The following is a 22,925-nucleotide window of genomic DNA, read 5'->3' as shown; positions in this document are numbered from 1 at the left end:
CTCACCGGATGGGAGATCGCTGAGCTGTTGCCTGCCGTGGCAGTGACGTGCCATCACTCACTCGTCTGCACACTAATGGCCTCGAAGGTCTGATGGTCCGTTAAAAATCCAAACGGGTGATGTGCTCACTGAATTTCCCCTGTTGAGTAATCAAGTTCCTTGGAACCAAAGTCAGTTCAGGAAACAATCGCGAGGTCGAGGGGAGTATCAGGCCGGGTCAGAGGTCGAGGATCTCGCGGATCAGGCCGAGTTTGTCCTCCGGGGAGAGATCCTGGGGCCGACCGTTGAGCAGCCCGTCCAGGACCGCGGGGACATCGCAGCCGTCAGGCTCCTGGATGGCGCAGATGATCTGACACCGAAGGCCGCCGTCCCGCGCGAACACCCACAGCTCCTGGTCCTTGTGCGGCCTGTCGTTCTTCGCCGACAGGCGCCAGGCCGGGAACCAGCCGAGCCCCTCCAGGGTCAGGCTCTCGGCCGTCTCCTCCAGAACGCACCTGCCGAGCCGTCCGTAACCGAGCTCCTCGCGCAGCTCTCCGAGTGTGGTCCTGATCAGGCCGCTCGCGGCATGGCAGCGTTCGGCCACGGTGGCGGGGCCGCTGTCTCCGCCCAGGTGCGGCATTTCGCCGAGCGGGTTCCTTAGAGCGCTCATATTCCGGGAAACGAAGAGGCCGCAGAAACGATGCGCCTGTTCCCCGTCTGGGCGCATCCGACCGGATCGGGGCAATCGCCACCGCGCACCGGGCCCGGCATATGACACGGCGCTGTACTGGGAGCTCCCCTCCGACCTCCCAGTACAGCGCCTGCTGTGGCTCCCGGATCAGTCCGCCAGCGGGAGGTACACCCGGTTGCCCTGGGCCGCGAACTCGGCCGATTTCTCGGCCATGCCGGCCAGCGCCTCGGCGTCGAACTCGGTGTTCACGGCGGTCGAACCTTCGCCGTGCTCGGCTCGGATCTTCTGGCTGATCTTCATGCTGCAGAACTTCGGCCCGCACATCGAGCAGAAGTGCGCCGTCTTCGCGGGCTCGGCCGGCAGCGTCTCGTCGTGGAAGGCACGGGCCGTCTCGGGGTCCAGGGCCAGGTTGAACTGGTCCTCCCAGCGGAACTCGAAGCGGGCGTCCGAGAGGGCGTCGTCCCACTGCTGGGCGCCGGGGTGGCCCTTGGCGAGGTCGGCGGCGTGGGCGGCGATCTTGTAGGTGATCACGCCGGTCTTCACGTCGTCGCGGTTGGGCAGGCCCAGGTGCTCCTTGGGCGTGACGTAGCAGAGCATCGCGGTGCCCCACCAGGCGATCATCGCGGCGCCGATGCCCGAGGTGATGTGGTCGTAGCCGGGCGCCACGTCGGTGGTGAGCGGGCCGAGCGTGTAGAACGGGGCCTCGTCGCAGATCTCCTGCTGGAGGTCCATGTTCTCCTTGATCTTGTGCATCGGGACGTGGCCCGGGCCCTCGATCATCACCTGCACGTCGCGCTCGCGCGCGATCCGGCCGAGCTCGCCCAGGGTCCGCAGTTCGGCGAACTGCGCCTCGTCGTTGGCGTCCGCGATCGAGCCGGGGCGCAGGCCGTCACCGAGCGAGAAGGTGACGTCGTAGGCGCGCAGGATGTCGCAGAGTTCCTCGAAGTTGGTGTAGAGGAAGTTCTCCTGATGGTGCGCCAGGCACCAGGCGGCCATGATCGAGCCGCCGCGCGAGACGATGCCGGTCTTGCGACGGGCCGTCAGCGGGACGTACCGCAGCAGCACGCCGGCGTGCACCGTCATGTAGTCGACGCCCTGCTCGCACTGCTCGATGATGGTGTCGCGGTAGACCTCCCAGCTCAGCTCCTCGGCCTTGCCGTCGACCTTCTCCAGTGCCTGGTAGAGCGGCACGGTGCCGATCGGCACGGGGGAGTTGCGCAGGATCCACTCGCGGGTGGTGTGGATGTTGCGGCCGGTGGAGAGGTCCATCACGGTGTCGGCGCCCCAGCGGGTGGCCCAGGTCATCTTCTCCACCTCCTCCTCGATGGAGGAAGTGACCGCGCTGTTGCCGATGTTGGCGTTGATCTTCACCAGGAAGTTGGTGCCGATGATGGCCGGCTCGACCTCGGGGTGGTTCACGTTCAGCGGGATGACGGCCCGGCCACGCGCCACCTCGGCGCGCACGAACTCGGGCTCCAGCCCCTCGCGCAGCGCGATGAACTCCATCTCGGGGGTGATGATCCCCCGCTTGGCGTACGCGAGTTGGGTGACGGCCACGCCGTCGCGGGCGCGCAGCGGTCGGCGCGGGCGCCCGGGGAAGACGGCGTCCAGGTTGCGCAGGTTCCCGCCGCGCGGCGCGGTGTGCTTGATCCCGTCGTCCTCGGGGCGGGCCTCGCGGCCGTCGTACTCCTCGACGTCGCCGCGCTGGCGGAGCCACGGGTCGCGCAACGGGGGCAGGCCGCGGCGCACGTCGGCCTCGTAGGCGGCGTCGGTGTACGGCCCCGAGGTGTCGTACAGCGGGACGGTGCGGCCGTTGGTGAGCTGGACCTCGCGGTAGGGGACCCGCAGGTCGGGGCGGCTGCCCTCGCGGTAGGCCTTGTGCCAGGCCGGTGTCGGGTAGCCGGTGGACGCGCTGGTCACCGTGGTGCCGGCGGCTTCCGCATCCGGACGTGCGTCATCAAAAACGGTCATCAGACCTTCTACTCCCTACGCCGGCATTACCCGGTCCAGGTTCCTGCGGTCGACGCAGCGGTCGGTCCATGGCCAGGTGACGGCCACGGGCCCTTCAGCGCCCTCTCAGCCCGGTGCTCCGAGCTCCCGTTGGCAGGCGGACTTGCCTGCCCAAAGATGTGCCAACGGTAGCCGGAGCCTCGGGCGGTGGTCCAGTAGGGGGTCGTACAACGCGGAGCGGCCCGGCAGGGGCGCCGATCGGACGGTGCGCCAGACTGGGAGATCGGCAGGACCACGGGAACGCAACGGGGGGAGCGGTCGGATGATCGGCTACACGGGACGGGTGACCGGCAAGGTGGGAACGGGGCTGGTCGGTGAGGTGATGCTGCTGGTGCCGGAGCGTCAGGGCAGCGAAGCCTTCCTCGCCTACCTTGCGCTGCCGGGTGAGCCGTTGCCGGTCGGCACCCAGGTCGTGGTGGTCGAGTACCAGCCACCGCGCACGGTCTACGTGGCCCCCGCCCTGTCCTGAACCGCGGCGACCACGGGAGGTCGGGCGCCACACTGCGTCGCTTTCCGGCCGCCGCCGGCCACGCCGGGTGACGACCTGTGACAGGTGTGTCGGACACGCCGCGTCAGACTTCCCATGTGATCGAAACAGGCGCACAATCTCGACTCGCCACCGCGTTCCGCGCAATCCTGCACAACCGAGCGCAGCCACGGAGCGGTGTGCTCTGAAGGGGGATACGGCCGATGTTGATCGGCACCATCGCGGGGATCGTCGCCGCGGCCATCGTGGTCCTGATCGTGCTCTTCAAGCTGTGCTGGCGGGTCGCCGAGCCGAATGAGGCACTGATCATCTCCGGTTCCAGGCACCGCACCGAGGGGCTCGCCGACGGGCTCGGATTCCGGGTGGTGACCGGGCGGGGGACGCTCGTCACGCCTGGCATCCAGGTGGTCCGCAAGCTCTCGCTCGACCTCAACGAGGCCGACCTGGACGTCGAGTGCGTGACCAGCCAGGGGATTCCGGTCCAGGTCAAGGGTGTGGTGATCTTCAAGGTCGGCGACGACACGGTGTCGATCGCCAACGCCGCCCGACGCTTCCTGGACCAGCAGAAGATGATGGGCCAGCGGGTCCACAACGTCTTCGCCGGACACCTGCGCTCCATCGTCGGCGGGCTGACCGTCGAGGAGATGATCCGGGACCGCGAGCGGCTGACCGGTGAGACCCGGGCCGCCTCGGGCACCGAGATGGAGAAGCTCGGTCTGATCATCGACTCGTTGCAGATCCAGGAGATCCTGGACCCCACCGGCTACATCAAGAACCTGGCCGCCCCGCACGCCGCCGCCGTCCAGCGCGATGCCCGCATCGCCGCCGCGGCGGCCGACCGCGAGGCCACCGAGGCGGAGCAGGAGGCTTTCGCCCGCAAGGCCGAGGCGACCCGCAACTCGGGGATCCAGCAGGCTGGTTACCAGGCGGAGATGGATACCGCGGCGGCCCGGGCGCTGCAGGCCGGGCCGCTGGCCCAGGCCGCCTCCCGGCAGGAGGTCGTGGTCCAGGAGACCAAGGTCGCCGAGTTGGAGGGTCACCGCAAGGAGCAGCAGTTGCAGGCCGAGGTGCGCAAGCCGGCCGACGCCCGCGCCTACGAGACCCGCACCAAGGCCGAGGCCGACCGCGACGCGCGGATCTCGGCGGCCGAGGCGCAGGCCCGGGAGACCGAGCTGAAGGCCGCGGCCGAGGCGAACCGGGTGAAGATCGCCGCGCAGGCCGAGGCCGAGGCGACCAAGGCCCGGGGGCTCGCCTCCGCCGAGGCCACCAAGGCGACCGGTCAGGCCGAGGCGGCGGCGGCCGAGGCCAAGGGTCTGGCGACGGCCGAGGCGGCCCGCGCGCTGGGTCTGGCCGAGGCCGAGGCGATCAAGGCCCGGGCGGCCGCGCTGGCCGAGAACCAGGAGGCCGTGGTCGCCCAGCAGTTGGCGGAGAACTGGCCGGAAATCGTCCGGGCGGGTGCCGAGGCCTTCGGCAACGTCGAGCACATGGTGCTGCTCAACGGCGCCGAGGGGATGGGCGAGATGTTCGCCAAGGCGCTCACCATGGGCGGCACCGGCCTCGGGCTCGCCCGCCAGCTGCTCGGCTCGATGAACCCGGCCACCGAGGCGGGGCAGGAGGCCGACCGGCCGGCCAGGCCGGCCGCCGGCACCACCACGCACCCGATCCCGGTCCAGGCCGACCCGGGCGCGTAACCAGGAACCGAGCAGTGGCCCGCTCCGCCCCCGGCGGAGCGGGCCACTGCCGGGTCCGAGCCGGACGGCTCAGACCCGGTACGCCTCGGCCAGCGCCGCGAAGACCCGCTTCGGCCGCCAGCCCAGCCCCGGCCGGGCCTGCGGCGCCTCGGGCGGCAGCAGCGCGACCACGCCGTAGGACCCGAGGTCCAGGTCGTGGCGGGGCTCCTCGCGGTGCGGCGCCCGGTAGTGGGCGAAGGTGAACCAGAAGGCGCTGTCCACGCCCTCCTCCTCGAAGACCGCCAGCAGCTCCCGGAGGTAGCGCACCTGCTCCTCCTCGTCCCGGACCAACTCCTCGGTGACGTAGGGCTGCTCGGCGTCGTCCTCGGTGATCGCCCAGCCCATGGCGCCCCGGTCGCCGGCGCCCTGGTAGGCGCAGCAGCCGAACTCGGTGACCACCACCGGCTTTCCGTGCCGGAACTCGTGCCGCAGCTGCTCCCGGTACCGTCCGGCGTTGTCCGCGTCCCGGTAGGCGTCCACGCCGACCAGGTCGAAGGGGGTCCAGTCGATCCGCTCCCAGACGCCCGAGGCGTAGCTCAGCCGTCCGTGGAAGTGCTCGCGGGCCACCCCGGCGGCCCGGGCCAGGAAGGCGTTGAGCTCGGACCCCACGTTCCCGAGGCTCGCGCGCACCGCCGGATCGGTGCTGCCGAGCGCGGCCAGCCGGGCGCCGAACTCGCCGCCGGGCAGGAACCCGGCGGCGAACAGCGAGAGTTCGCAGCCCAGCACCAGCACCACCTCGGCGCCCAGCGACCGGATGTGCTCGGCCCGGCGGGCGCTGTCCGCGAAGTACGGCAGCAGCTCCTCGGCCGCCAGGTCGCAGGGGAACGGCGCGAACCACACCTCCAGGCCGTACCCGGCGGCGAACTCGGCCGCCAGTTCCATCCGTTCGGGATGGGCGCCGCTGATCCGCACTGCGGTGCAGTGCAACTCCTCGGCGATCACCCGCAGTTCCTCGCGCACCACGGCCGGGTCGAACTCCTCCCGGGAGAGCCCGCCGCCCGGAGCGAAGCCGGTGTCGTAGTTGATGCCCTTGCCGCGCATGCTCTCTCTCCTCGCTCCGGTGTGGTGGTTGGTCAGGCCTGCTCGGTGATGAGCTTCTTCATCCGCTCGGTGCACGGGCCGGAGACCACCGAGGCCAGCCCGATCGCGCCGATCAGGAAGACGGTGGGCAGCCAGACCATGGTGGTCAGCGGCAGGGTGTAGGCGCCGACCACCCGGGCCACGCACTCCAGCATCAGCGCGCCGCCCCAGATCACCGAGTGCCTCAGCGCGTAGCGCCGGAACTCCGCCGACTCGACCCACAGCCGGTCCCAGGCGGCTTCCCGGGCGGGCTTCCCACCGGTCAGGAAGGGGCGCAGGCCCACCGCCATCAGCGGCTTGCCACGCAGCGCGGAGAAGAGGATCCCGACGCCGATCGCGCTGCTCACCAGGCCGTCCTTGGCGATCATCAGCCGCGGGTCGCCGGTGAGGAAGGTGGTGACGATGCCGGCCACGTTGACCAGCAGCATCAGGCCGGCCAGCCCTCCCCCGGCCTTCGGCCGGGAGGTGCCCCCAGCCGCCCGTCCCTGGACCAGCCCGTAGACGGTGCGCACGGCCGGCACGACGCTGCTGACGATCAGCGCGGAGACCAGGCTCAGACCGAAGACCGAGTGCGCCAGGTAGTAGGTCGCCAGCGGCACCGCGACGTCCACCACCAGCGGCAGCAGTGCGCTCGCCAGTGGGCTGCGCTGCTTGCCGACCGGTGCCGCCTCGGTGATGGTGGTCTCGCTCATGGCCCGTTCCTCCCGTTGTCCTGCCTGGTGACAAGGGAGATTCTGCCGATCCGAGCTGATCCGCCGTCAGTGCCTTGTGTCGCCGGTGCCGCATGACAGCTGTCACGGCGGCGGCCGTCGGTTGTCACGAAACGCCGCGGCGCCCGCTCCCTGCCGAGCAGGGACGGGCGCCGGAGCGGAGGCGGCGTTGCGGGTCAGCCCTTGGCCGCCCGCTTGACCAGGATCACCACTCCGGCTGCGATGCCGACCACCACCAGGGCCTTGACCGCGAACCAGACCAGCGAGCTGATCACGCTGAAGACGATTCCGAGCACGTTGAACGCGATGATCAGCACCAGGATCGGGACGACGATGTTGCGAACCCAGGAGGGCAGCGACTTCCAGATCTCAGCCATGTCCGTACCTCTTCTTCCCCTTCGGGTCGGCCCTTGGTGCCGCGTCCCGTCCGCTTTCGGTACTTCGATCGTACGAGGGCCCCGAAGCGGAAACGAGGGTTCAAGCCCCTGAGAGAACCCGGATACGGCCCTGAGGGAGGGACCTCAGGGTCGCCCTTATCGGCCTCCTACAACCACGCTGCCGGGCTCACACGGGCCACTGCTCGCCGCGCCAGGCAGCGTCCCAGAACATCCACTCGTACCGGGTGGTGGTGCGCACGTGCTCGTGGATCCGGCGCCGCTCGGTGGGCGAGACCTGCTCGCCGAGCCGGTCGGTCAGCTCCAGCACCCGGCGCACCACCGACTGGAAGGCCTCGTCGCCGTAGACCGCGATCCACCGGGCGTAGAGCGGGTCCGGGGAGGAGGCGGCCAGCAACTGCTCGCCGACCCGGGCGTAGACCCAGTAGCAGGGCAGCACGGCGGCCACCGCCTCGGCGAAGGAGCCGCCGTGCACGGCGGCCAGCAGGTAGCTGGTGTAGGCCCGGGTGGTGGGCAGCACCGGCTCGGCGGCGGCCGCTTCGGCGCTCTGCCCGAAGGCCTCCAGGAACTCCGCGTGCATTCCCTGCTCGGCGGCCAGCGCGCCGATCGCGTCGTCCGCGAAGGCCCGCACCTCGGCCTCACCTGGTGCCTTGGCCGCGCAGCCGGCCAGGGCCCGGGCGTAGTCGCGCAGGTAGTGCGAGTCCTGCACGACGAAGTGCCGGAACGAGGCGCGCGGCAGCGTGCCGTCGGTCAGGCCGGCCAGGAACGGGTGGGTGAGGATCTGGGCGTAGACGGGCGCGACGGTCTCGGCCCACAGCTCCTCGGTCAGGGTCTGGGTCATGCCCACGACCCTATGTCCGGCCCACGACTGCCAGGGTTCACGTCTCGGGCGGTGAGAAGACCACCAACACCCGCAGCTCCTCGGTGATGTGGTGGAAGCGGTGCGGCACCCCGGCCGGCACGAAGACCACGGTGCCGCGCGCCACCGTGCAGGTCTCCTCGCCCACGGTCAGGTAGGCCCGGCCGCTGACCACCTGGTACAGCTCGTCCTGCTGGTGGGCGGACTGGGTGTCGAGCTCGCCGGGCGCCAGCGCGTACAGGCCGGCCGACATGGTGCGCTCCTTCAGGAAGCGCAGATAGGCGCCCTGCTCCTCGGCCCGGTGCCGGTCCAACTCGTCGAGCCGGAAGACCTTCATCAGCTGCTCCTCCTCGGGTGCTTTTCAGCGGCCGCCCTGGCCTGCGACCATGCGGGGCATGAAGCACTTCGTGGTCAAGACCCTCATCAACGCGGCCGCCATCTGGGTGGCCGCCTGGATCGTCAACGGGATCACCCTGTCCGGTGGTGACTGGCAGCAGAAGACGCTGACCGTGATCGCCGTCGCCCTGATCTTCGGCGTGGTGAACTGGCTGATCAAGCCGCTGGTGAAGTTCTTCTCGTTCCCGCTCTTCATCCTGTCGCTGGGCCTGATCACCTTCGTGATCAACGCGCTGATGCTCTGGCTCACCTCGTTCGCCTCCGACCGGCTGAAGCTGGACTTCCACGTCGAGGGCTTCCTGCCGGCGCTGCTCGGTTCGCTGATCATCAGCCTGGTCGCCTGGGGCCTGCACCTGGCGGTCGGTGACGAGGACTGAGCACGGGGTGACCGCACCCGGCCGGCCGGCCGCGCGCGGTCAGTTCGTCCGTCCGTGCGAGTTTCGTCCCCGTCGGGCCGAGGGATGCTGAGGCACAACAGGCATCCGGAGGTGACCTGAGTGGCCGAGGTGACTCCCCACCCCCGTCCCGTGGTCAAGCGCACCGCGCGGGCGATCCTGCTCGACCTGTCGGCCGACGACCCCTGGCACGGTCCGGCCGAACTGATCGTGATCAAACGCACCAGGCCCGGCTGCCACCCGTACTGGATCACGCCGGGCGGCGGGGTCGAGCCGGCCGACCGCAGCGTGACCGACGCCCTGCACCGCGAGGTGGACGAGGAGTTGGGCGGCAAGGTGGTCGACGTGGTCCCGGCCTTCGTGGACACCGTCGCGCACGCGCACCACGAGGACGGCTCCCCGGCCCACCCGCACGGGGTCAAGGTGCAGCACTTCTTCGTCTGCCGGCTGGCCGAGCTGGACCCGGCGCTGCGGCACGGCCCCGAGGTGGACGAGCCGCGCGGCGAGTACGAGATCGTCCGGCTGCCCTTCACCCGCGAGGGCGTCACCTCGGTCAACCTGGTGCCGCCCTCACTGCGCGCCTACCTGGCCGCCAACATCGAGGGCGTGCGGGCGATGCTCGCCGCCGACCTGGGCTGAGCTGCTCGGGCTGCTCGGGCCGCTCTGGCTACTCGGCGCCCAGGTCGTGGTGCACCCACTCGGGCCGCACGCCCGAGCGGGTCAGCGCGGCGGCCGCCCGGCGGACCATCGCGGGCGGGCCGCTGAGGAACGCGCGGTGGCCGTCCCACGGACCGCGCTGCACCACCACGTCGGAGAGCAGCCCGCACAGCGCGCCGTCGGTGCGCTCCTCGGAGAGCACCGGGTGCACCGCGAGCCACGGGTGGCGCCGCTCCAACTCCCGCAGGGCGGGCAGCTGGTAGAGCTCCGCGGCCTGCCGGGCGCCGTAGAAGACCTCGAGCCGGCGGCCCGCGGCCCCGTGCTCGGCCACCTCCTCGACCAGCGCCGCGATCGGCGCGATCCCGGTGCCACCGCCCAGGCAGAGCAGCCGCCCCGGATCGGCGTGGTCGAGCACCATGGTCCCGGCCGGCGGGCCGAGCCGCAGCACGTCCCCGGGCGCCGCCCGGCGGACCAGCGCGCTGCTCACCCAACCCGCCTGCAGCGCCTTGACGTGGAAGGTCAGCAGCCCGTCCGGGCGCGGCGCGGTGGCGAACGAGAAGTGCCGCCAGACCCGCGGCCACCAGGGCGTCTCCAGGGTGGTGTACTGGCCGGCCCGGTACGGGTACGCCTGGTCGGGGCGGACGGTGAGCTGGGCGATGTCCCGGCCCAGGCTCTGGTGGGAGACCACCTCCGCCTGCCACCAGGGCGGCGAGGTCTTGGCGGCCTGCTCGGCCGCGTCGATCATCAGCTGGGCGACCACCCCGTAGACCCGGCGCCAGGCCAGCTCGGTCTCGGCGTCCCAGTGGCTGCCGCAGTACCTCGCCAGCGAGGCCACCAGGCACTCGCCCACCGGCGCGTAGTGGCCGGTCAGCGTGCCGTACTTGCGGTGTCCCTGGCCGAGCCGGGTGAGGTAGGCGGTCAGCGAGGCGGGGTCGTCGGCGCTGCGGGCGGCCTGCAGCAGGGCCCGGAAGAGGCGGTCGCGCTGCACGTCCATGCCGGCCGGGAAGAGCGAGCGGATCTCGGGGTGGTGGAGGAAGATCAGCGCGTAGAAGTGCGCGGTGGCCCGGTCGGCGACCGGCTCGACGACGGCCAGGGTGGCGCGGATCAGCTCCAGGTCGCGCGGGGTGGGGGGTTGGGCGGCGGGTGCGACGGCGGGGGCGAGCGCCGGTGGCGGGGCGGCGGTGCCGAGCGTCTCGACGGCCCAGGCCTGGCTCCAGTGGTCGCCCGGGCCCGCCCAGTTGAGGCCGGGGGCCCAGCGGAACAGCGGCTCGATGGCGGGGCGGGGCTCGATGGCGGCGCGGGGGTCGGGGAGCGGGCTCGGCTCGGCGGGTGGCCGGGTCTCGGCGACGGGTGCCGGGATCGCCGGGGGTTCGCTGGGCATCGGCGGCACCACCACCGGCAGCACAGGCCGACCCGCCGGCGGGTCGGGGGGTGCCTCGCCGGCGGACATCCCCGGCACCGCCGTGGCCGCCGGCGAACCATGCCCCGAGCGGACCAGCAGCGCGGAGAGCGACTTCACTTTGACTTGACGCGTACTCAAGAGAATCGTTTCGCCTCCGGTCGTCCCAGCAACGCCGCATGCAGCGTGGCACGGCCGAAAAGCTGATCCGACAAATCGCGCAAACGCCGGACGGACGCCCCGTCCGCGCGCTAAGCTCGCGCCCTTTGCATACCGGGAGGCCGGTGGGCCCACTCCGTTGTGGTCTGCGCGCAGCGGGAAGAAGGCCGCCGACCTGCACTTTCGCGCAGATCTGCGGCCTTCGGAAGGCAGGGGTCCCACAAGAGCGGGATCGTCAGTGGGTCAGTTGGAGGGGCTGGCGAAGTGGTCGAACTCGCCGTCCTTGACGCCCTGGAGGAACTTGGCGAACTTGGTGGGGGTGGTGCGGACGATGACGTCACCCTCGTCGGACTCGCGGAGTTCGACCAGGTCGTCTGCAGTGCGGACTTCTACGCACTGGTTGTTGGCAGCGCTGTAGCTGGACTTCTGCCACGCTGAACTAGTCATGCCTGTTCTGCATCTCTTCCATGATCGAGCGAATGAAGGATCGCGATTCATCTTCTGACAGGGCAACAGATCTGATGTGCTCAAGGGTCGCACGGTAGCGACTCAGGTGAGCGGGCAGATCAAAGACGTGGGACCCGTAGGACGCATCGGCCTGAACTGTGTCCAGTTCTGGGACAGGCCCGGTCAGATGGGTGAGATCCTCACTTGGGATCGGGAAGTCGGCCACCTCGAACGGCACGATCCGGATGGAGATTCCTGGGTGCTCGTAGTCTTCGACAAGCGAGGCAAGCTGACCGATGAGCACATCACGCCCACCGTACTGGCCGCGTAGAGCGGCCTCGTGCACGAGCGCCAGGTACGGTGTGCCACCGGATCGAACCACCTGCTGCCTACGCAGGCGGAACGTGGTCCTGAGGTCGACCTCTTGCGGTAGCAACGGCAGGGGTCCTCTTGCGAACAGCGCACTGGCATAGGAACGCGTCTGCAGCAGCCCCGGGATGTAGACCATGGCGAAGCTTGCGATCCTCTTCGCGTGGCCTTCCAGTTCTGCCACCTCCAGGTAGTCGACCGGAAGGACACCTCGATACTCCTCCCACCAGCCACCTTTGCCCCGATCAGCGATGACATCGGCCAACGCTTCGAGCAAGGGCTGGTTGTCGCACATGCACATTCCGGCAATGGTGTACAAGCGCTCCACGCTGAGCCCCGTCTTGCCGCTCTCCATCTGCGTGACGTGGGCAGGGTTGATGCCGAGTTGGCGTGCGAGCTGGCTGCCTCCGAGGCCAGCCTGCTCCCGCATCCGCCGCAGCTCGGTGCCAAGTCGGCGCTGACGGAGCGTCGGGTTGGTTCGAAGGGCCATGGTCTCCTCTCAACAGCTGGTTGAGAGCAGTCTGCCGCACGCCCAGCACCGCGCCATCCACGATCGGATGAACCTCGTGATGCGCGGCACAAATTTGGGACCCTGTGCGCTATGGTCGTTGCCATACCGATCCGACGGATCGTCAGTAACGCCTGTCACCAGGGCAGTAGGCGCATGCTGCCCCGCACCGCAGAGCAGCCACACGCGACCTCAACCAGTCCCGTCCTGGCCTGGCTCACGGCGACGCATCCGCCGATCACCTCACCACCCCACCGCCTCGCGGAGGTTCCCCATGCGTTCCTGCACCCTGCCCACCTTCCCCCAGCCGCCCGACTGGTCCGCTGCCCGGGAGGAGCTGCGCGACCTGCTGACCACCGCCGAGTGGTCCTCCGACCTGATCCACGACGCCGAACTCGCCTTGCACGAGCTCTTCGTCAACGCCTGGAAGCACGGGGGCAGCCTCGCGCCCGTCGTTGTGGTCGTGCTCCTCGCCGATCAGGCCTTCCGCACGCTCCGGGTCTCCGTCGCCGACGACAGCCCAGCCCTGCCCGAGCAGCGCACCCGCACCGCCGACCCGTACGAGCTGTCCGGCAGGGGGCTGCACCTGGTCCGCTCGCTCACCCACCGGTTCGGCGCCGCCCCGCACAAGCACGGAGGCAAGCGCGTCTGGTTCGAGCTGGACTCGGCCGCATGACCGCCGTCCGCCGCGCGCCGATCGCGCCGGCCAACCCCACCACGCGCGACTGCACCGACGCCCAGCTCACCGTCAGCACCCTGATCAACGAGGCGGAAGCGGAGGGCAGCTCGTGGGAGTCTTGATCGTCCTCGGCAGCGCCCCGCCCCACGTCGAGCGGACCACCGTCGCCCACCTCGACGTCGAGTCCGCGCCCGACGCCGCCATCCAGCTCCGGGCCGCCGTCGACCTCGACATCCACGTCGGCCCCGGCGAACAACTCGCCCTCGCCCTCACCCACCAGCAGGCCGACCACCTGCTCCAGGACCTGGCCGCCCGGCTCGGCCAGCGCCTCATCGGCATCCGCCGGTGAGGCCCAGCACCGAGGACGCCCTGATCATCGCGGCCCTGGCGATCTGCTTCGCGCTCGCGATCGCCGGCGTCGCCCTCGGAGTCGTCACCTCACTCCGGCTGACCAGGCCCGGCGAGGACACCACCACCCCGCCGGGCCCACCCCCTGCGACTAGCTAGGGTTCCATCCGGCGGACGTACACGCCGTCGTCGAGCAGGGAGAAGCCATGCCCCTCCCAGGCGCGCCGGAGCTTCGCAACGGCCTCCTCGTCCGGCCGCCGAACCTCAGGGTCATCGGACTCGTACGAGCAGACCTCTCCGGGGCCGTGCTGCGGATGGACGGGGGCCGGGTAGCACACTGCCAGCGTCCCAGGCACAGAGAAGCGGCGCAGGGCTTCGACGGCCAGGCGCATCCCCACGCCCTTCCCGCGCCATTCGTCGGAGACCTCGACCGACTCCAGCAGGAGCAGCAGCGAGGGCTGCAGCTCAGCCACGGCAGGGGGCATCCTGCCGTCCTCAGTGAAGATCACCTGCGGGATGCGGTCGAGAACGCCCGGGTCGGCGTCCAGCACCTCCCGGATGTTCGGGACCGCACCGGGAACAACACGGGTGATCACGGCGGTCCCGAACACCTTGGCCGGCTCATTCTCGTAGAAGGACGCCGTCCAGCGGTCCGCCCTCAGCGTCCAGTCCGTCTCGGAGAAGTGCCGCGTGCTGTACGCGATCACAAGTCGGTCATCCATCGCCGCTCTCCCATGAAAGTGGGGGCAGGCCCCTCGCGACGCGCGCGAGAGGCCTGCCGCCCTGTCAGCTGAGCCGCTACTTCTGCGGCGGGTTGGGGTTCTCCGGCGCGGGCTTGCCCGCGTGCTTCGGCGGCGGCTTCGCGTCGCCCTTGTGCTTCATCGTGGCGGTGCTCATGAGTCGTTCCTCTTGCTCCTACTCGTCGCGGTCGGGGTCGGTGGTGTCGCCGTCCGGCGGCATGGGGCCCGGCGGCCTCTCAGTGGGAGATGTCACGATCGTGTCCTCCTTCGTACAACTGGTGCTTCGGACAGTCGCACCACGCGGTGTTGACCAGCTCGTGCGTACCGCGCGCGAGGCGAGCTGCCTGTGCGGCGAGGTACTCGGCTCGGATCGCGGCCATCTCCTCGGCGCTGACCGTCTTCATGGTTCGGGTGCTCACGGTCACAGCAATCCACTCCCTGCTGGCAGTTGGGACTGTCCCCAGTAGGAAGGTAGGAGCCAGGGCAACAGCGTCTCCAGGAACTTGCCCTGGTTTGCCCGGAGGTTCAGCCCAGCGAGTCGATCGCGGTGGTCATAACGGACCGGAGAGCAGCTCCGTAGACAGCGAACTGCCCGAGCTGGGCGAAGGTGCGGGCGTACTGCCGCACCTCGCTGGGCTGGGTGATGGTGACCTCGGCCGTGACGATCTCGACGACGACACGCGCCTGGTCGAAGATCCAGAAGCCTTCGACCGGCCACAACGCGCGCCGAACGTTGGACGGGATGACGCCGAGGCTGACATGCGGTAGCGCGGCCACCTGGAGGAGATGGCCGTACTGGGCAGCCATGGTCTCGTCATCCGCCACGCGGGAGCGCAGAGCGGACTCCTCGATCAGGAAGGCGAAGCGCCGCTCACTGCCGTCGTACAGCACTTCCTGCTTCTGCAGCCTGCCGTCGACCGCCGCCTCGATCTCCGCTTCGATGTCGGCACCCGAAGCCAAGCGGCGTACGGACGTGCTGAGGATGGCCGCAGCGTAAGCCCTTGTCTGGAGGAGCCCAGGAATGACGCCGGGCTCATAGATGCGGAAGTGCCGGGTGCCCTTGAAGAGCGGTACCGCCGTGTACTGAATGTGGCGGGCACCGGTCCGTGCGGCGCGGCGCCATTCGACGTACATGCCTTCGATGCCGTGGGCGGCGGCGATCAGGTCGTCGGCTTGGTCGGGAACACCGCAAATGGCTGCCCACGCGCGGATGTCGTCGCTGCTGGGGAGCCTGCGTCCGCTCTGGATATTGGAGCACTTGGACTCATGCCAACCAGCGCGAGAGGCAAGCTCCCGCGCTGTGAGGCGTGCGTCTCTCCTGATCTCTCCCAGCCGTTTTCCGAGGTCGAGTCGGCGCTGCTGGACTGCTGGCGTTTGGGCGGTCACGGTTCGTCAGATGATGCTGTAGTCCTCGTGCGGCACGGCTTGTCGCCAGACTTCCTCGAATGCGTTCCGGCACAGGTTGACGGCTGCCGGTCGCGTGTCGATCTCGGTGCCTTCCCAGTCCCCGTTGCCCGCGAAGTGAAGAACGAGGAGGGTCTCATCATCGAACAGCCAGAAGTCGTTCCCCGGCAGAGCGATGGCGGTGCCCTGCCGTCGCGGAAGCCATCGGACGTCCTCGCCGGCAGGCTGGTTGAGCGACGTCGTGTACTCGTACTCGAAGCGCAGGTAGTCGCTGGCGGGCGTCGAGAAGACGCGGGCGCGCTGCACCCGGACTCCTCGGTGCGTGGCATCCGAGACTGCCGCGCGCCACGCCTGGCTCCCAGCGTCCAGCTCTACCCGCTTCTCTCGCTGCCAGGTGATGAAGCTCGGATCGTCGAGCATGTATCCGTCGCGCATCTCAAGGTGCTTGGCGCTCCTGGTCGCAGCCCTGAGCAACTGTTCAACTGTCGGCGTCGGCACCGTGGTTGACCTCCGGGAAGAACTTCATCATGCGGCGCGGGAACTCGATGACATCCTCATGGTCCGGGATGTCCAGCTGCGACAGCCGCTCCTCGTCAAGCACCTTCCACCCTTGCAGCAGGTAGTTGCCGGTGACGTCGTCGTAGTAGACGGTAGGCGAGTTGCCGTCGCGACTCTCGGGGTCCTGCCCGAGCCTGTGCAGTGCCATCGTGCGTCTCCTTCGGCTGCGGAGTCGAGCGCTGTGACACAGCTTGCCGTGGTTGTGGGCTCAGAACTCCGAACTTGCCCGAACTTGCCAGCACGGGACCAGCGGAGGTCGAGATCCCCCAGGTCGGGAGATCCCTCCTCGGCCTGGCCACGGCGGTCATCGTGAAGCACCGCCGCAGCCTTGCTCAGCGTCGCCCGCTGCTCAGACCTGCCGCAGCAGCATCCCCGGCCGTTCCACGCAGTCCGCGACGAAGCGCAGGAACCCGCCCGCCGTGCCGCCGTCGCAGACCCGGTGGTCGAAGGTGAACGACAGCTGGGTCACTTGGCGGACCGCCAACTCACCTTCGTGGACCCATGGTTTGGCCGTGATCCGGCCCACCCCGAGCATCGCCGCCTCCGGGTGGTTGAGGATCGGGGTGGAGCCGTCGACGCCGAAGACGCCGTAGTTGTTGAGCGTGAAGGTGCCGCCGGTCAGCTCGGCCGGGGTGAGCGAGCCGGCGCGCGCGGAAGCTGTCAACCGGCCCAGCTCGGCTCCGAGTTGCTCGGTGGTCAGCTGCTGGGCGGCGCGCACCACCGGGACCACCAGGCCGCGCTCGCTCTGCGCGGCGAAGCCCAGGTGGACGGCGGTGTGCCGGCGCAGCGCGGCGGGCGCGCCGTTCGCGTCCAGGTCGACGCTGGCGTTGAGCTCGGGGTGGCGGGCCAGTGCGGCCACGCAGATCCGGGCGAACAGTGCGAGCAGGCTGACCTTCGGGGCGCCCGGTGCCTGGTTCATCTGGGCGCGCACGGCGAGCAGTTCGGTCGCGTCCGCGTCCACCCAGACGGTGACCGCCGGGATCTCGTGGTGGCTGCGGGTGAGCTTCTCGGCGACCGTGCGGCGCAGGCCGCGCAGCGGGACGACCTCCGCGTCCGCCGACACCGCGGCCGGTGCCGGGGCGGCGACCGGCCGGAGCGCACGCTCCACGTCGGCGCGCATGATCAGGCCGTCCGGGCCGCTGCCGGTCAGGGTGGCCAGGTCGACCCCGTGCTCGCGGGCCAGCTTGCGCACCAGCGGGGAGATGACCGCGACTGCGCTGCGGACGGGCGGTGCGGGCGGCGCCTCGACGGTGCGGACGCCGGTCACGCCCACCCGGCGGCGCCGCGAGCCCTTGCCGCCCTCCGCCACGCCGAAGCCGACCAGCGGCCGCTCGTTCTCGGCGGTGCCCGGGTCGGGGACGTCCGTCCCCGGCTCCGGCGCGACGGCCACGGTGACCAGCGGCTGCCCCACCGCCCGCTCCTCGCCGACCTCGCCGTACCGCGCGGTGACCACCCCGCCGTACGGGCAGGGCACCTCCACCATCGCCTTGGCGGTCTCCACCTCGACCACCGGCTGGTCGACGGCGATCACGTCGCCGACCTCCACCAGCCAGCGCACCACCTCGGCCCCGGTCAGTCCCTCGCCGAGGTCGGGCAGGGTGAACTCGCGCACGATGGGCATCACGCTCAGTCCTCCCACTGCAGCTTGGCGACCGCGTCCAGGATCCGGTCCACCCCGGGCAGGTGGTGGTGCTCCAGCATCGGCGGCGGGAACGGGATGTCGAAGCCGGTCACCCGCAGCACGGGCGCGGCCAGGTGGTGGAAGCAGCGCTCGGTGACCCGGGCGGCGATCTCGGCGCCGACCCCGCCGAAGCCGGTCGACTCGTGCACCACCACCGCGCGGCCCACCGAGCGGACCACCTGGGCGACCGTGGCGTCGTCGAACGGCACCAGGCTGCGCAGGTCGAGCACCGCGAGGTCCCAGCCCTCGGCCTTCGCGGCCTCGGCGGCCTCCAGGCAGACGGGTAGCGAGGGACCGTAGGTGATCAGCACTGCCGAGCCGCCCTGGCGGCGCAGCACCGCCCGCCCGATCGGCTCGGTGGCGGCGGCGGTGTTCAGCTCGGCCTTGGACCAGTAGAGCCGCTTGGGCTCCAGGAAGATCACCGGGTCGTCGGAGGCGATCGAGGCGCGCAGCAGCCCGTAGGCGTCGTCCACGGTGGCCGGGGTGACCACGTGCAGGCCCGGGGTGCTCGCGTAGTACGACTCGGAGGAGTCGCTGTGGTGCTCGACCCCGCCGATCCCGCCGCCGTAGGGGATCCGGACGGTGATCGGCAGCGCCAGCTTGCCGGCCGTGCGGTTGCGCATCTTGGCGACGTGCGAGACGAGTTGCTCCATCGCCGGGTAGGCGAAGGCGTCGAACTGCATCTCCACCACCGGCCGCAGCCCGTACATCGCCATGCCGACCGCGGTGCCCAGGATGCCCGCCTCGGCGAGCGGGGTGTCCAGGCAGCGGTCCGCGCCGAACTCGGCCGCCAGGCCGTCGGTGATCCGGAAGACGCCGCCCAGCGTGCCGACGTCCTCGCCCAGCAGATGGACCGTCGGATCGGCCCGCATCTCGTCGCGCAGCGCGGCGTTGAGCGCCTGCGCCATGGTGCTGGTGCGCACCGACGGCTCGGTGGTCACTGTGCTCACGCTCCCGCCTCCGCAGCCAGCTCGGCGGCCAACTGGTCGGCCTGCTCGCGCAGTTGCGGCGTAGGCTCGGCGTAGACGTGCTGGAACAGACTGTGCGGGTCGAGCTGCGGCTCGGCGTGGAACTCGGCGCGCATGGTGGCCGCCAGCGCCTCGGCCTGCTCGGCCGCCCGCGCGACCAGCGCGTCGTCCAGCACCCCGGCCTCGCGCAGGTGACGCTCCATCAGGGTCACCGGGTCGTGCTCGCGCCAGGCCTCCACCTCCGCCGAGACCCGGTAGCGGGTCGCGTCGTCGGCGTTGGTGTGCGCGTCGAGCCGGTAGGTCAGCGCCTCCACCAGCGTCGGACCGCCGCCGTTCCTGGCCCGGTCGAACGCCTCGGAGAGCACCTCGTGCACCGCCACCACGTCGTTGCCGTCCACCAGCCGCCCCGGCAGGCCGTAGCCGACCGCCTTGTGCGCCAGGCTCGGCGCCGCGGACTGCTTGGTCAGCGGGACCGAGATGGCGTACCCGTTGTTCTGCACCAGGAAGACCACCGGGGCGTTCAGCACGGCCGCGAAGTTCAGCGCCTCGTGGAAGTCGCCCTCGCTGGTGCCGCCGTCGCCGAGCATCGCCAGCGCGATCACGTCCTCGCCGCGCAGCCGGGCGGCGTGCGCCAGGCCCACCGCGTGCGGGGCCTGGGTGGCGAGCGGGGTGCAGAGCGGGGCGGTGCGGGTGGCGACCGGGTCGTACCCGGTGTGCGCGCTGCCGCGCAGCAGGGTGAGCGCGGCCAGCGGGTCGACGCCGCGGCCGACCACGGCCAGCGTGTCCCGGTAGCTGGGGAAGAGCCAGTCCTGGGGCCGCAACACGGTGGCGGCGGCCACCTCGCAGGCCTCCTGGCCGGTGGAGGAGGGGTAGACGGCGAGCCGGCCCTGCTTGGTGAGCGTGGTCGCCTGCTGGTTGTAGCGGCGGCCGATCACCAGCCGGCGGTAGAGGTCGCGGAGCAGCTCGGGGTCGTGCTTGGCCAGCTCGGGGGTGCCGAGCACGCGGACCGGGGTGTGGTCCGGCAGGAGGGGCGCGGGGTCGGTCCGGGGGTCGGTCGCGCCGGGCAGCCACGGGGGCACGGGCGCGGTGGGCCGGTGGTCGAGGACGGTCATCAGGCACCTCCAAGGGGTGGGGAGGGCGGGGCCGCGCTGTCGGGGGCAGGGCAGCGGCAGGTGGGGTGTTGCCTCCCAACCGATTGTTCGGTTGTCTACTCATTGTGGCCACAGCCGAGCGAAGGTGCTGGACAATCGGCCGCTACGGCAGTCTGCTGAAAGCAGCACGTCCATCTTGGGAGGGCTCGGGGCCATGGGCGCTGAACAAATGGCCGGGTCGGGCGGGAGCAGACCTCAGCCCACTCCGGCCGGTGTGGTGAACGGCGGTCCCGACCGGGGGCTGGACCGGGTGGACCGCTCGATCCTGCGGCTGCTCCAGCAGGACGGCCGGGCCTCGATCCGCTCGGTCGCCGAGCGGGTGCACGTCTCGCGCGCCAACGCCTACGCCCGGATCGCCCGGATGATGGAGGACGGTGTGATCCGCGGTTTCACCGCCCGGGTCGACCACGAACGGGCCGGGCAGGGCGCCTGCGCGTACGTCACGCTGAAGATCGTGCAGAACTCCTGGCGGACCGTGCGCGAGCAGCTGCTCGACCTGCCGGGAGTGGCGCACATCGCGCTGGTGGGCGGCGAGTTCGACGTGCTGCTGCTGGTGCACACGGCCGACAACCGGGCGCTGCGGGAGCTGGTGCTGGGCAGCATCCAGAGCATCCCCGACGTGCTGTCGACGCAGACGCTGCTGGTCTTCGAGGAGACCGACCGGGTGCCGCCGGCCTGAGCTCCCGGCGCTCGCCCCGCAGCCGGATCAGGCGCGCAGGCCGTCGAAGGCCAGGTGGACCACGGCGTCCGGCACGCCGTCGGCGTTCGGGCCGCCGGCGCCGGTCGGGCGGTACCACTCCACGATTGAGTTGATCATGCCGAAGAGCAGCCGGGTGGCCAGCCGCGGCTCCACGTCGGCCCGCAGCTCGCCGGCCGTCACCGCCTCCCGGACCAGTTCCGCCACCCGGTGGTCGAAGTCCCGCCGCCGCTCCAGCGCCCACAGCTCGGTCCCGGTGTTGCCGCGCACCCGCAGCAGCAGCGTCACGTAGGGCAGCTCGGCCAGCAGCACCTCGGTGGTGCGTCGCACCACGTGCTCCAGGCGGTCCACCGGGCGCCCCGCCAGCGCGGCCGGCTCGTCCAGGATCCCGAACAGCCCGTCCAGCGCCCGCCCGACCGCCAGCCGCAGCAGTTCCTCCTTGCCGCGCACGTGGTGGTAGATCGAGGACTTGGAGATCCCGGCCGCCCGCGACAGGTCCTCCATCGAGGTGCCGTCGTAGCCGCGGGTGTTGAAGACCTCGACGGTGACGGCGAGCAGGGAGTCGACGGTGTAGGTGGTGCGCAGCGGGTTCTCGGCCATGCTCCGAGTATCCCGGTCGAGCCGATCCGGCCGAGCCCGGGGCGGCCGGCTCTGTTCCCCCGACCGATCGTTCGGTTACGCTGAGGAGCGTCAGCCCAGTCCTCTCCCCGCGAGGAGCGCCGTATGGCCGCCGTCGACGAACTGATCGAGCGTCACCAGGAGACCCTGAACCGGGCGCTCACCGCGCTCACCGAGCGGGACTACTGGTCCCCGTACCCCGAGATCGCCAAGGCCTACGGCGAGAGCGCCCCGGCCGAGGGCAAGGCCGCCTTCGAGGCACTGCTCGGCGCCACCTTCGCGCTACCGGGCCACCCGGCGGCCGGCGACCTGGTCGGCACCGAGGTCTCGCCCTACGGCATCGAGCTGGACATCGTCTACCCGCGCGCCGAGTTGGATGCGCTGCTCGCCGCCGCCAAGGAGGCCGGCACCGGCTGGGCCGCCGCCTCCCCGGCGGCTCGCGCCGCCGTCTGCCTGGAGATCCTGGCCCGGATCAACGCCCGCTCGCACGAGATGGCCCAGGCCGTCATGCACACCACCGGGCAGGCCTACGCGATGGCCTTCCAGGCCGGCGGCCCGCACGCCCAGGACCGGGGCCTGGAGGCCGTCGCCTACGCCTACGCCGAGCAGGCCAAGCTGCCCGCCGAGGCCGGCTGGACCAAGCCGCAGGGCAAGCGCGACCCGCTGGTGCTGCGCAAGGAGTTCATCACCGTCCCGCGCGGCACCGCGCTGGTGATCGGCTGCAACACCTTCCCGACCTGGAACGGCTACCCGGGACTCTTCGCCTCCCTGGCCACCGGCAACCCGGTGGTGGTCAAGCCGCACCCGCGCGCCGTGCTGCCGCTCGCGCTCACCGTGCGGATCGCCCGCGAGGTGCTCGTCGAGGCCGGGTTCGACGCCAACCTGGTCACCCTGGCCGCCGAGCGCGACCGCGAGGGCATCGCCAAGACGCTGGCGCTGCACCCGGACGTCCGGATCATCGACTACACCGGGTCGACCGAGTTCGGCGACTGGCTGGAGCAGAACGCCAAGCAGGCCCTGGTCTACACCGAGAAGGCCGGCGTCAACACCGTGGTGATCGACTCCACGGACGATTACAAGGGGATGCTGGGCAACCTCGCCTTCGCCCTCTCGCTCTACACCGGCCAGATGTGCACCACCCCGCAGAACCTGCTGATCCCCCGCACCGGCATCGGGACCGACCAGGGCCCGAAGTCCTACGACGAGGTGGTGGCCGACCTGGCCCGCTCGATCGAGGGCCTGCTCGGCGACGACGCCCGGGCCGCCGCGATCCTGGGTGCCGTGGTCAACCCCGCCGTGCTGCAGCGCAGTGCCGCCGCCGCGAGCGGCGAGTACGGCGACCTGGCGCTGGCTCCCCGGGTGGTGGAGTCGGCCGAGTTCCCGGGCGCCACGATCCGCACCCCCGCGCTGGTCAAGGTGGAGGCGCACAAGCCGGACGACCGTGCGGTCTTCCTCGACGAGTGCTTCGGCCCGGTCTTCTTCGCCGTCGCCGTCGACTCCACCGCCGACGCCGTGGAACTGCTGCGCCAGACCGTCACCGAGCAGGGCGCGATGACCGCCACCGGCTACACCACCGCCCCCGAGGTCGAGCAGCAGCTGGTCCGGGCCTGCCTGGACACCGGCGTCTGCCTCTCGCTCAACCTCACCGGCGGCGTCTACCCGAACCAGACCGCCGCCTTCTCCGACCTGCACGGCACCGGCGCCAACCCGGCCGCCAACGCCGCCTACACGGACGCGGCCTTCGTCGCCAACCGCTTCCGCACGGTGGAGATCCGCCGCCAGGCCTGAGCACCGGCCGGTCGGCCGCGGG

The 22,925-nt window shown here is 70.9% G+C and carries 29 protein-coding genes and 1 riboswitch; of the genes, 10 read left to right on the top strand and 19 right to left on the bottom strand.

Going from position 1 to position 22,925, the window contains the following annotated elements:
* Positions 1 to 217: 217 nt before the first annotated feature.
* Positions 218 to 619, bottom strand: coding sequence for a hypothetical protein (locus P3T41_RS19575; RefSeq protein ID WP_280691248.1), 402 nt, complete (start codon positions 617 to 619; stop codon positions 218 to 220).
* Between the two features lie 198 nt (positions 620 to 817).
* A complete protein-coding gene (thiC, locus tag P3T41_RS19570; RefSeq protein ID WP_280691247.1) occupies positions 818 to 2,641 on the bottom strand; it encodes a phosphomethylpyrimidine synthase ThiC in 1,824 nt (607 codons plus the stop codon).
* A riboswitch (TPP riboswitch) is annotated at positions 2,636 to 2,781 on the bottom strand. It overlaps the preceding gene by 6 nt.
* Positions 2,782 to 2,942: 161 nt before the next feature.
* On the opposite strand from thiC, the gene P3T41_RS19565 reads away from it, so the two are divergent.
* On the top strand, positions 2,943 to 3,149 hold the full coding sequence (locus tag P3T41_RS19565; RefSeq protein WP_280691246.1) for a hypothetical protein: 207 nt from the start codon (positions 2,943 to 2,945) through the stop codon (positions 3,147 to 3,149).
* A gap of 221 nt (positions 3,150 to 3,370) precedes the next feature.
* Positions 3,371 to 4,858, top strand: a complete 1,488-nt coding sequence (locus tag P3T41_RS19560) for a flotillin family protein (protein ID WP_280691245.1) — start codon at positions 3,371 to 3,373, stop codon at positions 4,856 to 4,858.
* A 69-nt stretch (positions 4,859 to 4,927) separates the two neighbouring features.
* On the opposite strand, the gene P3T41_RS19555 is transcribed toward P3T41_RS19560, so the two are convergent.
* The 5 genes from P3T41_RS19555 to P3T41_RS19535 form a co-directional block, all read right to left on the bottom strand.
* Positions 4,928 to 5,938, bottom strand: coding sequence for a hypothetical protein (locus tag P3T41_RS19555; protein WP_280691244.1), 1,011 nt, complete (start codon positions 5,936 to 5,938; stop codon positions 4,928 to 4,930).
* A gap of 32 nt (positions 5,939 to 5,970) precedes the next feature.
* Positions 5,971 to 6,669, bottom strand: coding sequence for a VC0807 family protein (locus tag P3T41_RS19550; RefSeq protein ID WP_280691243.1), 699 nt, complete (start codon positions 6,667 to 6,669; stop codon positions 5,971 to 5,973).
* A 194-nt stretch (positions 6,670 to 6,863) separates the two neighbouring features.
* A complete protein-coding gene (locus P3T41_RS19545; protein ID WP_280691242.1) occupies positions 6,864 to 7,064 on the bottom strand; it encodes a DUF5326 family protein in 201 nt (66 codons plus the stop codon).
* A gap of 187 nt (positions 7,065 to 7,251) precedes the next feature.
* Positions 7,252 to 7,923 (bottom strand): thiaminase II, encoded by a 672-nt coding sequence (tenA, locus tag P3T41_RS19540; protein ID WP_280691241.1) that lies wholly within the window; start codon positions 7,921 to 7,923, stop codon positions 7,252 to 7,254.
* A 37-nt stretch (positions 7,924 to 7,960) separates the two neighbouring features.
* Positions 7,961 to 8,278, bottom strand: coding sequence for a cupin domain-containing protein (locus tag P3T41_RS19535; protein WP_280691240.1), 318 nt, complete (start codon positions 8,276 to 8,278; stop codon positions 7,961 to 7,963).
* Positions 8,279 to 8,336: 58 nt separating this feature from the next.
* Between P3T41_RS19535 and P3T41_RS19530 the strand changes: the two genes are divergently transcribed.
* The gene (locus P3T41_RS19530) at positions 8,337 to 8,714 is read left to right on the top strand and encodes a phage holin family protein (protein WP_280691239.1); all 378 of its coding nucleotides are present in this window, start codon (positions 8,337 to 8,339) and stop codon (positions 8,712 to 8,714) included.
* 120 nt (positions 8,715 to 8,834) lie between these two features.
* Positions 8,835 to 9,371, top strand: coding sequence for an NUDIX hydrolase (locus tag P3T41_RS19525; protein WP_280691238.1), 537 nt, complete (start codon positions 8,835 to 8,837; stop codon positions 9,369 to 9,371).
* Between the two features lie 28 nt (positions 9,372 to 9,399).
* On the opposite strand, the gene P3T41_RS19520 is transcribed toward P3T41_RS19525, so the two are convergent.
* The 3 genes from P3T41_RS19520 to P3T41_RS19510 form a co-directional block, all read right to left on the bottom strand.
* On the bottom strand, positions 9,400 to 10,929 hold the full coding sequence (locus tag P3T41_RS19520; protein ID WP_280691237.1) for a globin domain-containing protein: 1,530 nt from the start codon (positions 10,927 to 10,929) through the stop codon (positions 9,400 to 9,402).
* 261 nt (positions 10,930 to 11,190) lie between these two features.
* Positions 11,191 to 11,394, bottom strand: a complete 204-nt coding sequence (locus P3T41_RS19515) for a DUF397 domain-containing protein (protein WP_280691236.1) — start codon at positions 11,392 to 11,394, stop codon at positions 11,191 to 11,193.
* Complete coding sequence (locus tag P3T41_RS19510; protein WP_280691235.1) at positions 11,387 to 12,253, bottom strand: helix-turn-helix transcriptional regulator; 867 nt, start codon at positions 12,251 to 12,253, stop codon at positions 11,387 to 11,389. The genes P3T41_RS19515 and P3T41_RS19510 overlap by 8 nt, the downstream gene beginning before the upstream one ends.
* Before the next feature lie 292 nt (positions 12,254 to 12,545).
* Between P3T41_RS19510 and P3T41_RS19505 the strand changes: the two genes are divergently transcribed.
* Genes P3T41_RS19505 through P3T41_RS19490 form a run of 4 tightly spaced genes read left to right on the top strand, consistent with a single transcriptional unit; the run spans position 12,546 to position 13,457 of the window.
* Positions 12,546 to 12,947 (top strand): ATP-binding protein, encoded by a 402-nt coding sequence (locus P3T41_RS19505; RefSeq protein ID WP_280691234.1) that lies wholly within the window; start codon positions 12,546 to 12,548, stop codon positions 12,945 to 12,947.
* On the top strand, positions 12,944 to 13,072 hold the full coding sequence (locus P3T41_RS19500) for a hypothetical protein (protein ID WP_280691233.1): 129 nt from the start codon (positions 12,944 to 12,946) through the stop codon (positions 13,070 to 13,072). Before P3T41_RS19505 ends, P3T41_RS19500 begins: the two co-directional genes overlap by 4 nt.
* Positions 13,060 to 13,299, top strand: coding sequence for a hypothetical protein (locus P3T41_RS19495; protein WP_280691232.1), 240 nt, complete (start codon positions 13,060 to 13,062; stop codon positions 13,297 to 13,299). The genes P3T41_RS19500 and P3T41_RS19495 overlap by 13 nt, the downstream gene beginning before the upstream one ends.
* A complete protein-coding gene (locus tag P3T41_RS19490) occupies positions 13,296 to 13,457 on the top strand; it encodes a hypothetical protein (protein WP_280691231.1) in 162 nt (53 codons plus the stop codon). The genes P3T41_RS19495 and P3T41_RS19490 overlap by 4 nt, the downstream gene beginning before the upstream one ends.
* On the opposite strand, the gene P3T41_RS19485 is transcribed toward P3T41_RS19490, so the two are convergent.
* The 8 genes from P3T41_RS19485 to pdhA all read right to left on the bottom strand — a co-directional run bounded on the left by P3T41_RS19485 (position 13,454) and on the right by pdhA (position 19,761).
* The gene (locus P3T41_RS19485) at positions 13,454 to 14,020 is read right to left on the bottom strand and encodes a hypothetical protein (protein WP_280691230.1); all 567 of its coding nucleotides are present in this window, start codon (positions 14,018 to 14,020) and stop codon (positions 13,454 to 13,456) included. The genes P3T41_RS19490 and P3T41_RS19485 overlap by 4 nt on opposite strands.
* A gap of 254 nt (positions 14,021 to 14,274) precedes the next feature.
* Complete coding sequence (locus tag P3T41_RS19480) at positions 14,275 to 14,457, bottom strand: hypothetical protein (protein ID WP_280691229.1); 183 nt, start codon at positions 14,455 to 14,457, stop codon at positions 14,275 to 14,277.
* Between the two features lie 106 nt (positions 14,458 to 14,563).
* Positions 14,564 to 15,424, bottom strand: a complete 861-nt coding sequence (locus P3T41_RS19475; RefSeq protein ID WP_280691228.1) for a helix-turn-helix transcriptional regulator — start codon at positions 15,422 to 15,424, stop codon at positions 14,564 to 14,566.
* Positions 15,425 to 15,430: 6 nt separating this feature from the next.
* Positions 15,431 to 15,877, bottom strand: coding sequence for a DUF6879 family protein (locus P3T41_RS19470; RefSeq protein WP_280691227.1), 447 nt, complete (start codon positions 15,875 to 15,877; stop codon positions 15,431 to 15,433).
* Positions 15,878 to 15,920: 43 nt separating this feature from the next.
* Positions 15,921 to 16,148 carry a hypothetical protein gene (locus P3T41_RS19465; protein ID WP_280691226.1) on the bottom strand — a complete coding sequence of 76 codons (228 nt, stop codon included), beginning with the start codon at positions 16,146 to 16,148 and terminating at the stop codon, positions 15,921 to 15,923.
* A 201-nt stretch (positions 16,149 to 16,349) separates the two neighbouring features.
* Positions 16,350 to 17,621, bottom strand: a complete 1,272-nt coding sequence (locus tag P3T41_RS19460) for a dihydrolipoamide acetyltransferase family protein (protein ID WP_280691225.1) — start codon at positions 17,619 to 17,621, stop codon at positions 16,350 to 16,352.
* Between the two features lie 5 nt (positions 17,622 to 17,626).
* Positions 17,627 to 18,589 carry an alpha-ketoacid dehydrogenase subunit beta gene (locus tag P3T41_RS19455; RefSeq protein ID WP_280691333.1) on the bottom strand — a complete coding sequence of 321 codons (963 nt, stop codon included), beginning with the start codon at positions 18,587 to 18,589 and terminating at the stop codon, positions 17,627 to 17,629.
* Between the two features lie 38 nt (positions 18,590 to 18,627).
* Positions 18,628 to 19,761 carry a pyruvate dehydrogenase (acetyl-transferring) E1 component subunit alpha gene (gene pdhA, locus P3T41_RS19450; protein ID WP_280691224.1) on the bottom strand — a complete coding sequence of 378 codons (1,134 nt, stop codon included), beginning with the start codon at positions 19,759 to 19,761 and terminating at the stop codon, positions 18,628 to 18,630.
* 193 nt (positions 19,762 to 19,954) lie between these two features.
* Here pdhA and P3T41_RS19445 point away from each other — a divergent pair, with 193 nt between their 5' ends.
* A complete protein-coding gene (locus P3T41_RS19445; protein ID WP_280691223.1) occupies positions 19,955 to 20,479 on the top strand; it encodes an Lrp/AsnC family transcriptional regulator in 525 nt (174 codons plus the stop codon).
* 27 nt (positions 20,480 to 20,506) lie between these two features.
* Here P3T41_RS19445 and P3T41_RS19440 read toward each other — a convergent pair whose 3' ends face one another.
* Positions 20,507 to 21,097 (bottom strand): TetR/AcrR family transcriptional regulator, encoded by a 591-nt coding sequence (locus P3T41_RS19440; protein ID WP_280691222.1) that lies wholly within the window; start codon positions 21,095 to 21,097, stop codon positions 20,507 to 20,509.
* 123 nt (positions 21,098 to 21,220) lie between these two features.
* On the opposite strand from P3T41_RS19440, the gene paaN reads away from it, so the two are divergent.
* Complete coding sequence (gene paaN / locus P3T41_RS19435; protein ID WP_280691221.1) at positions 21,221 to 22,903, top strand: phenylacetic acid degradation protein PaaN; 1,683 nt, start codon at positions 21,221 to 21,223, stop codon at positions 22,901 to 22,903.
* Positions 22,904 to 22,925 lie beyond the last annotated feature (22 nt).

This window comes from Kitasatospora sp. GAS204B (genome assembly GCF_029892155.1).
Lineage (GTDB): Bacteria > Actinomycetota > Actinomycetes > Streptomycetales > Streptomycetaceae > Kitasatospora.
Note: the sequence above shows the minus strand (reverse complement) of the source record. Positions and strands in the feature narration are given on the sequence as shown.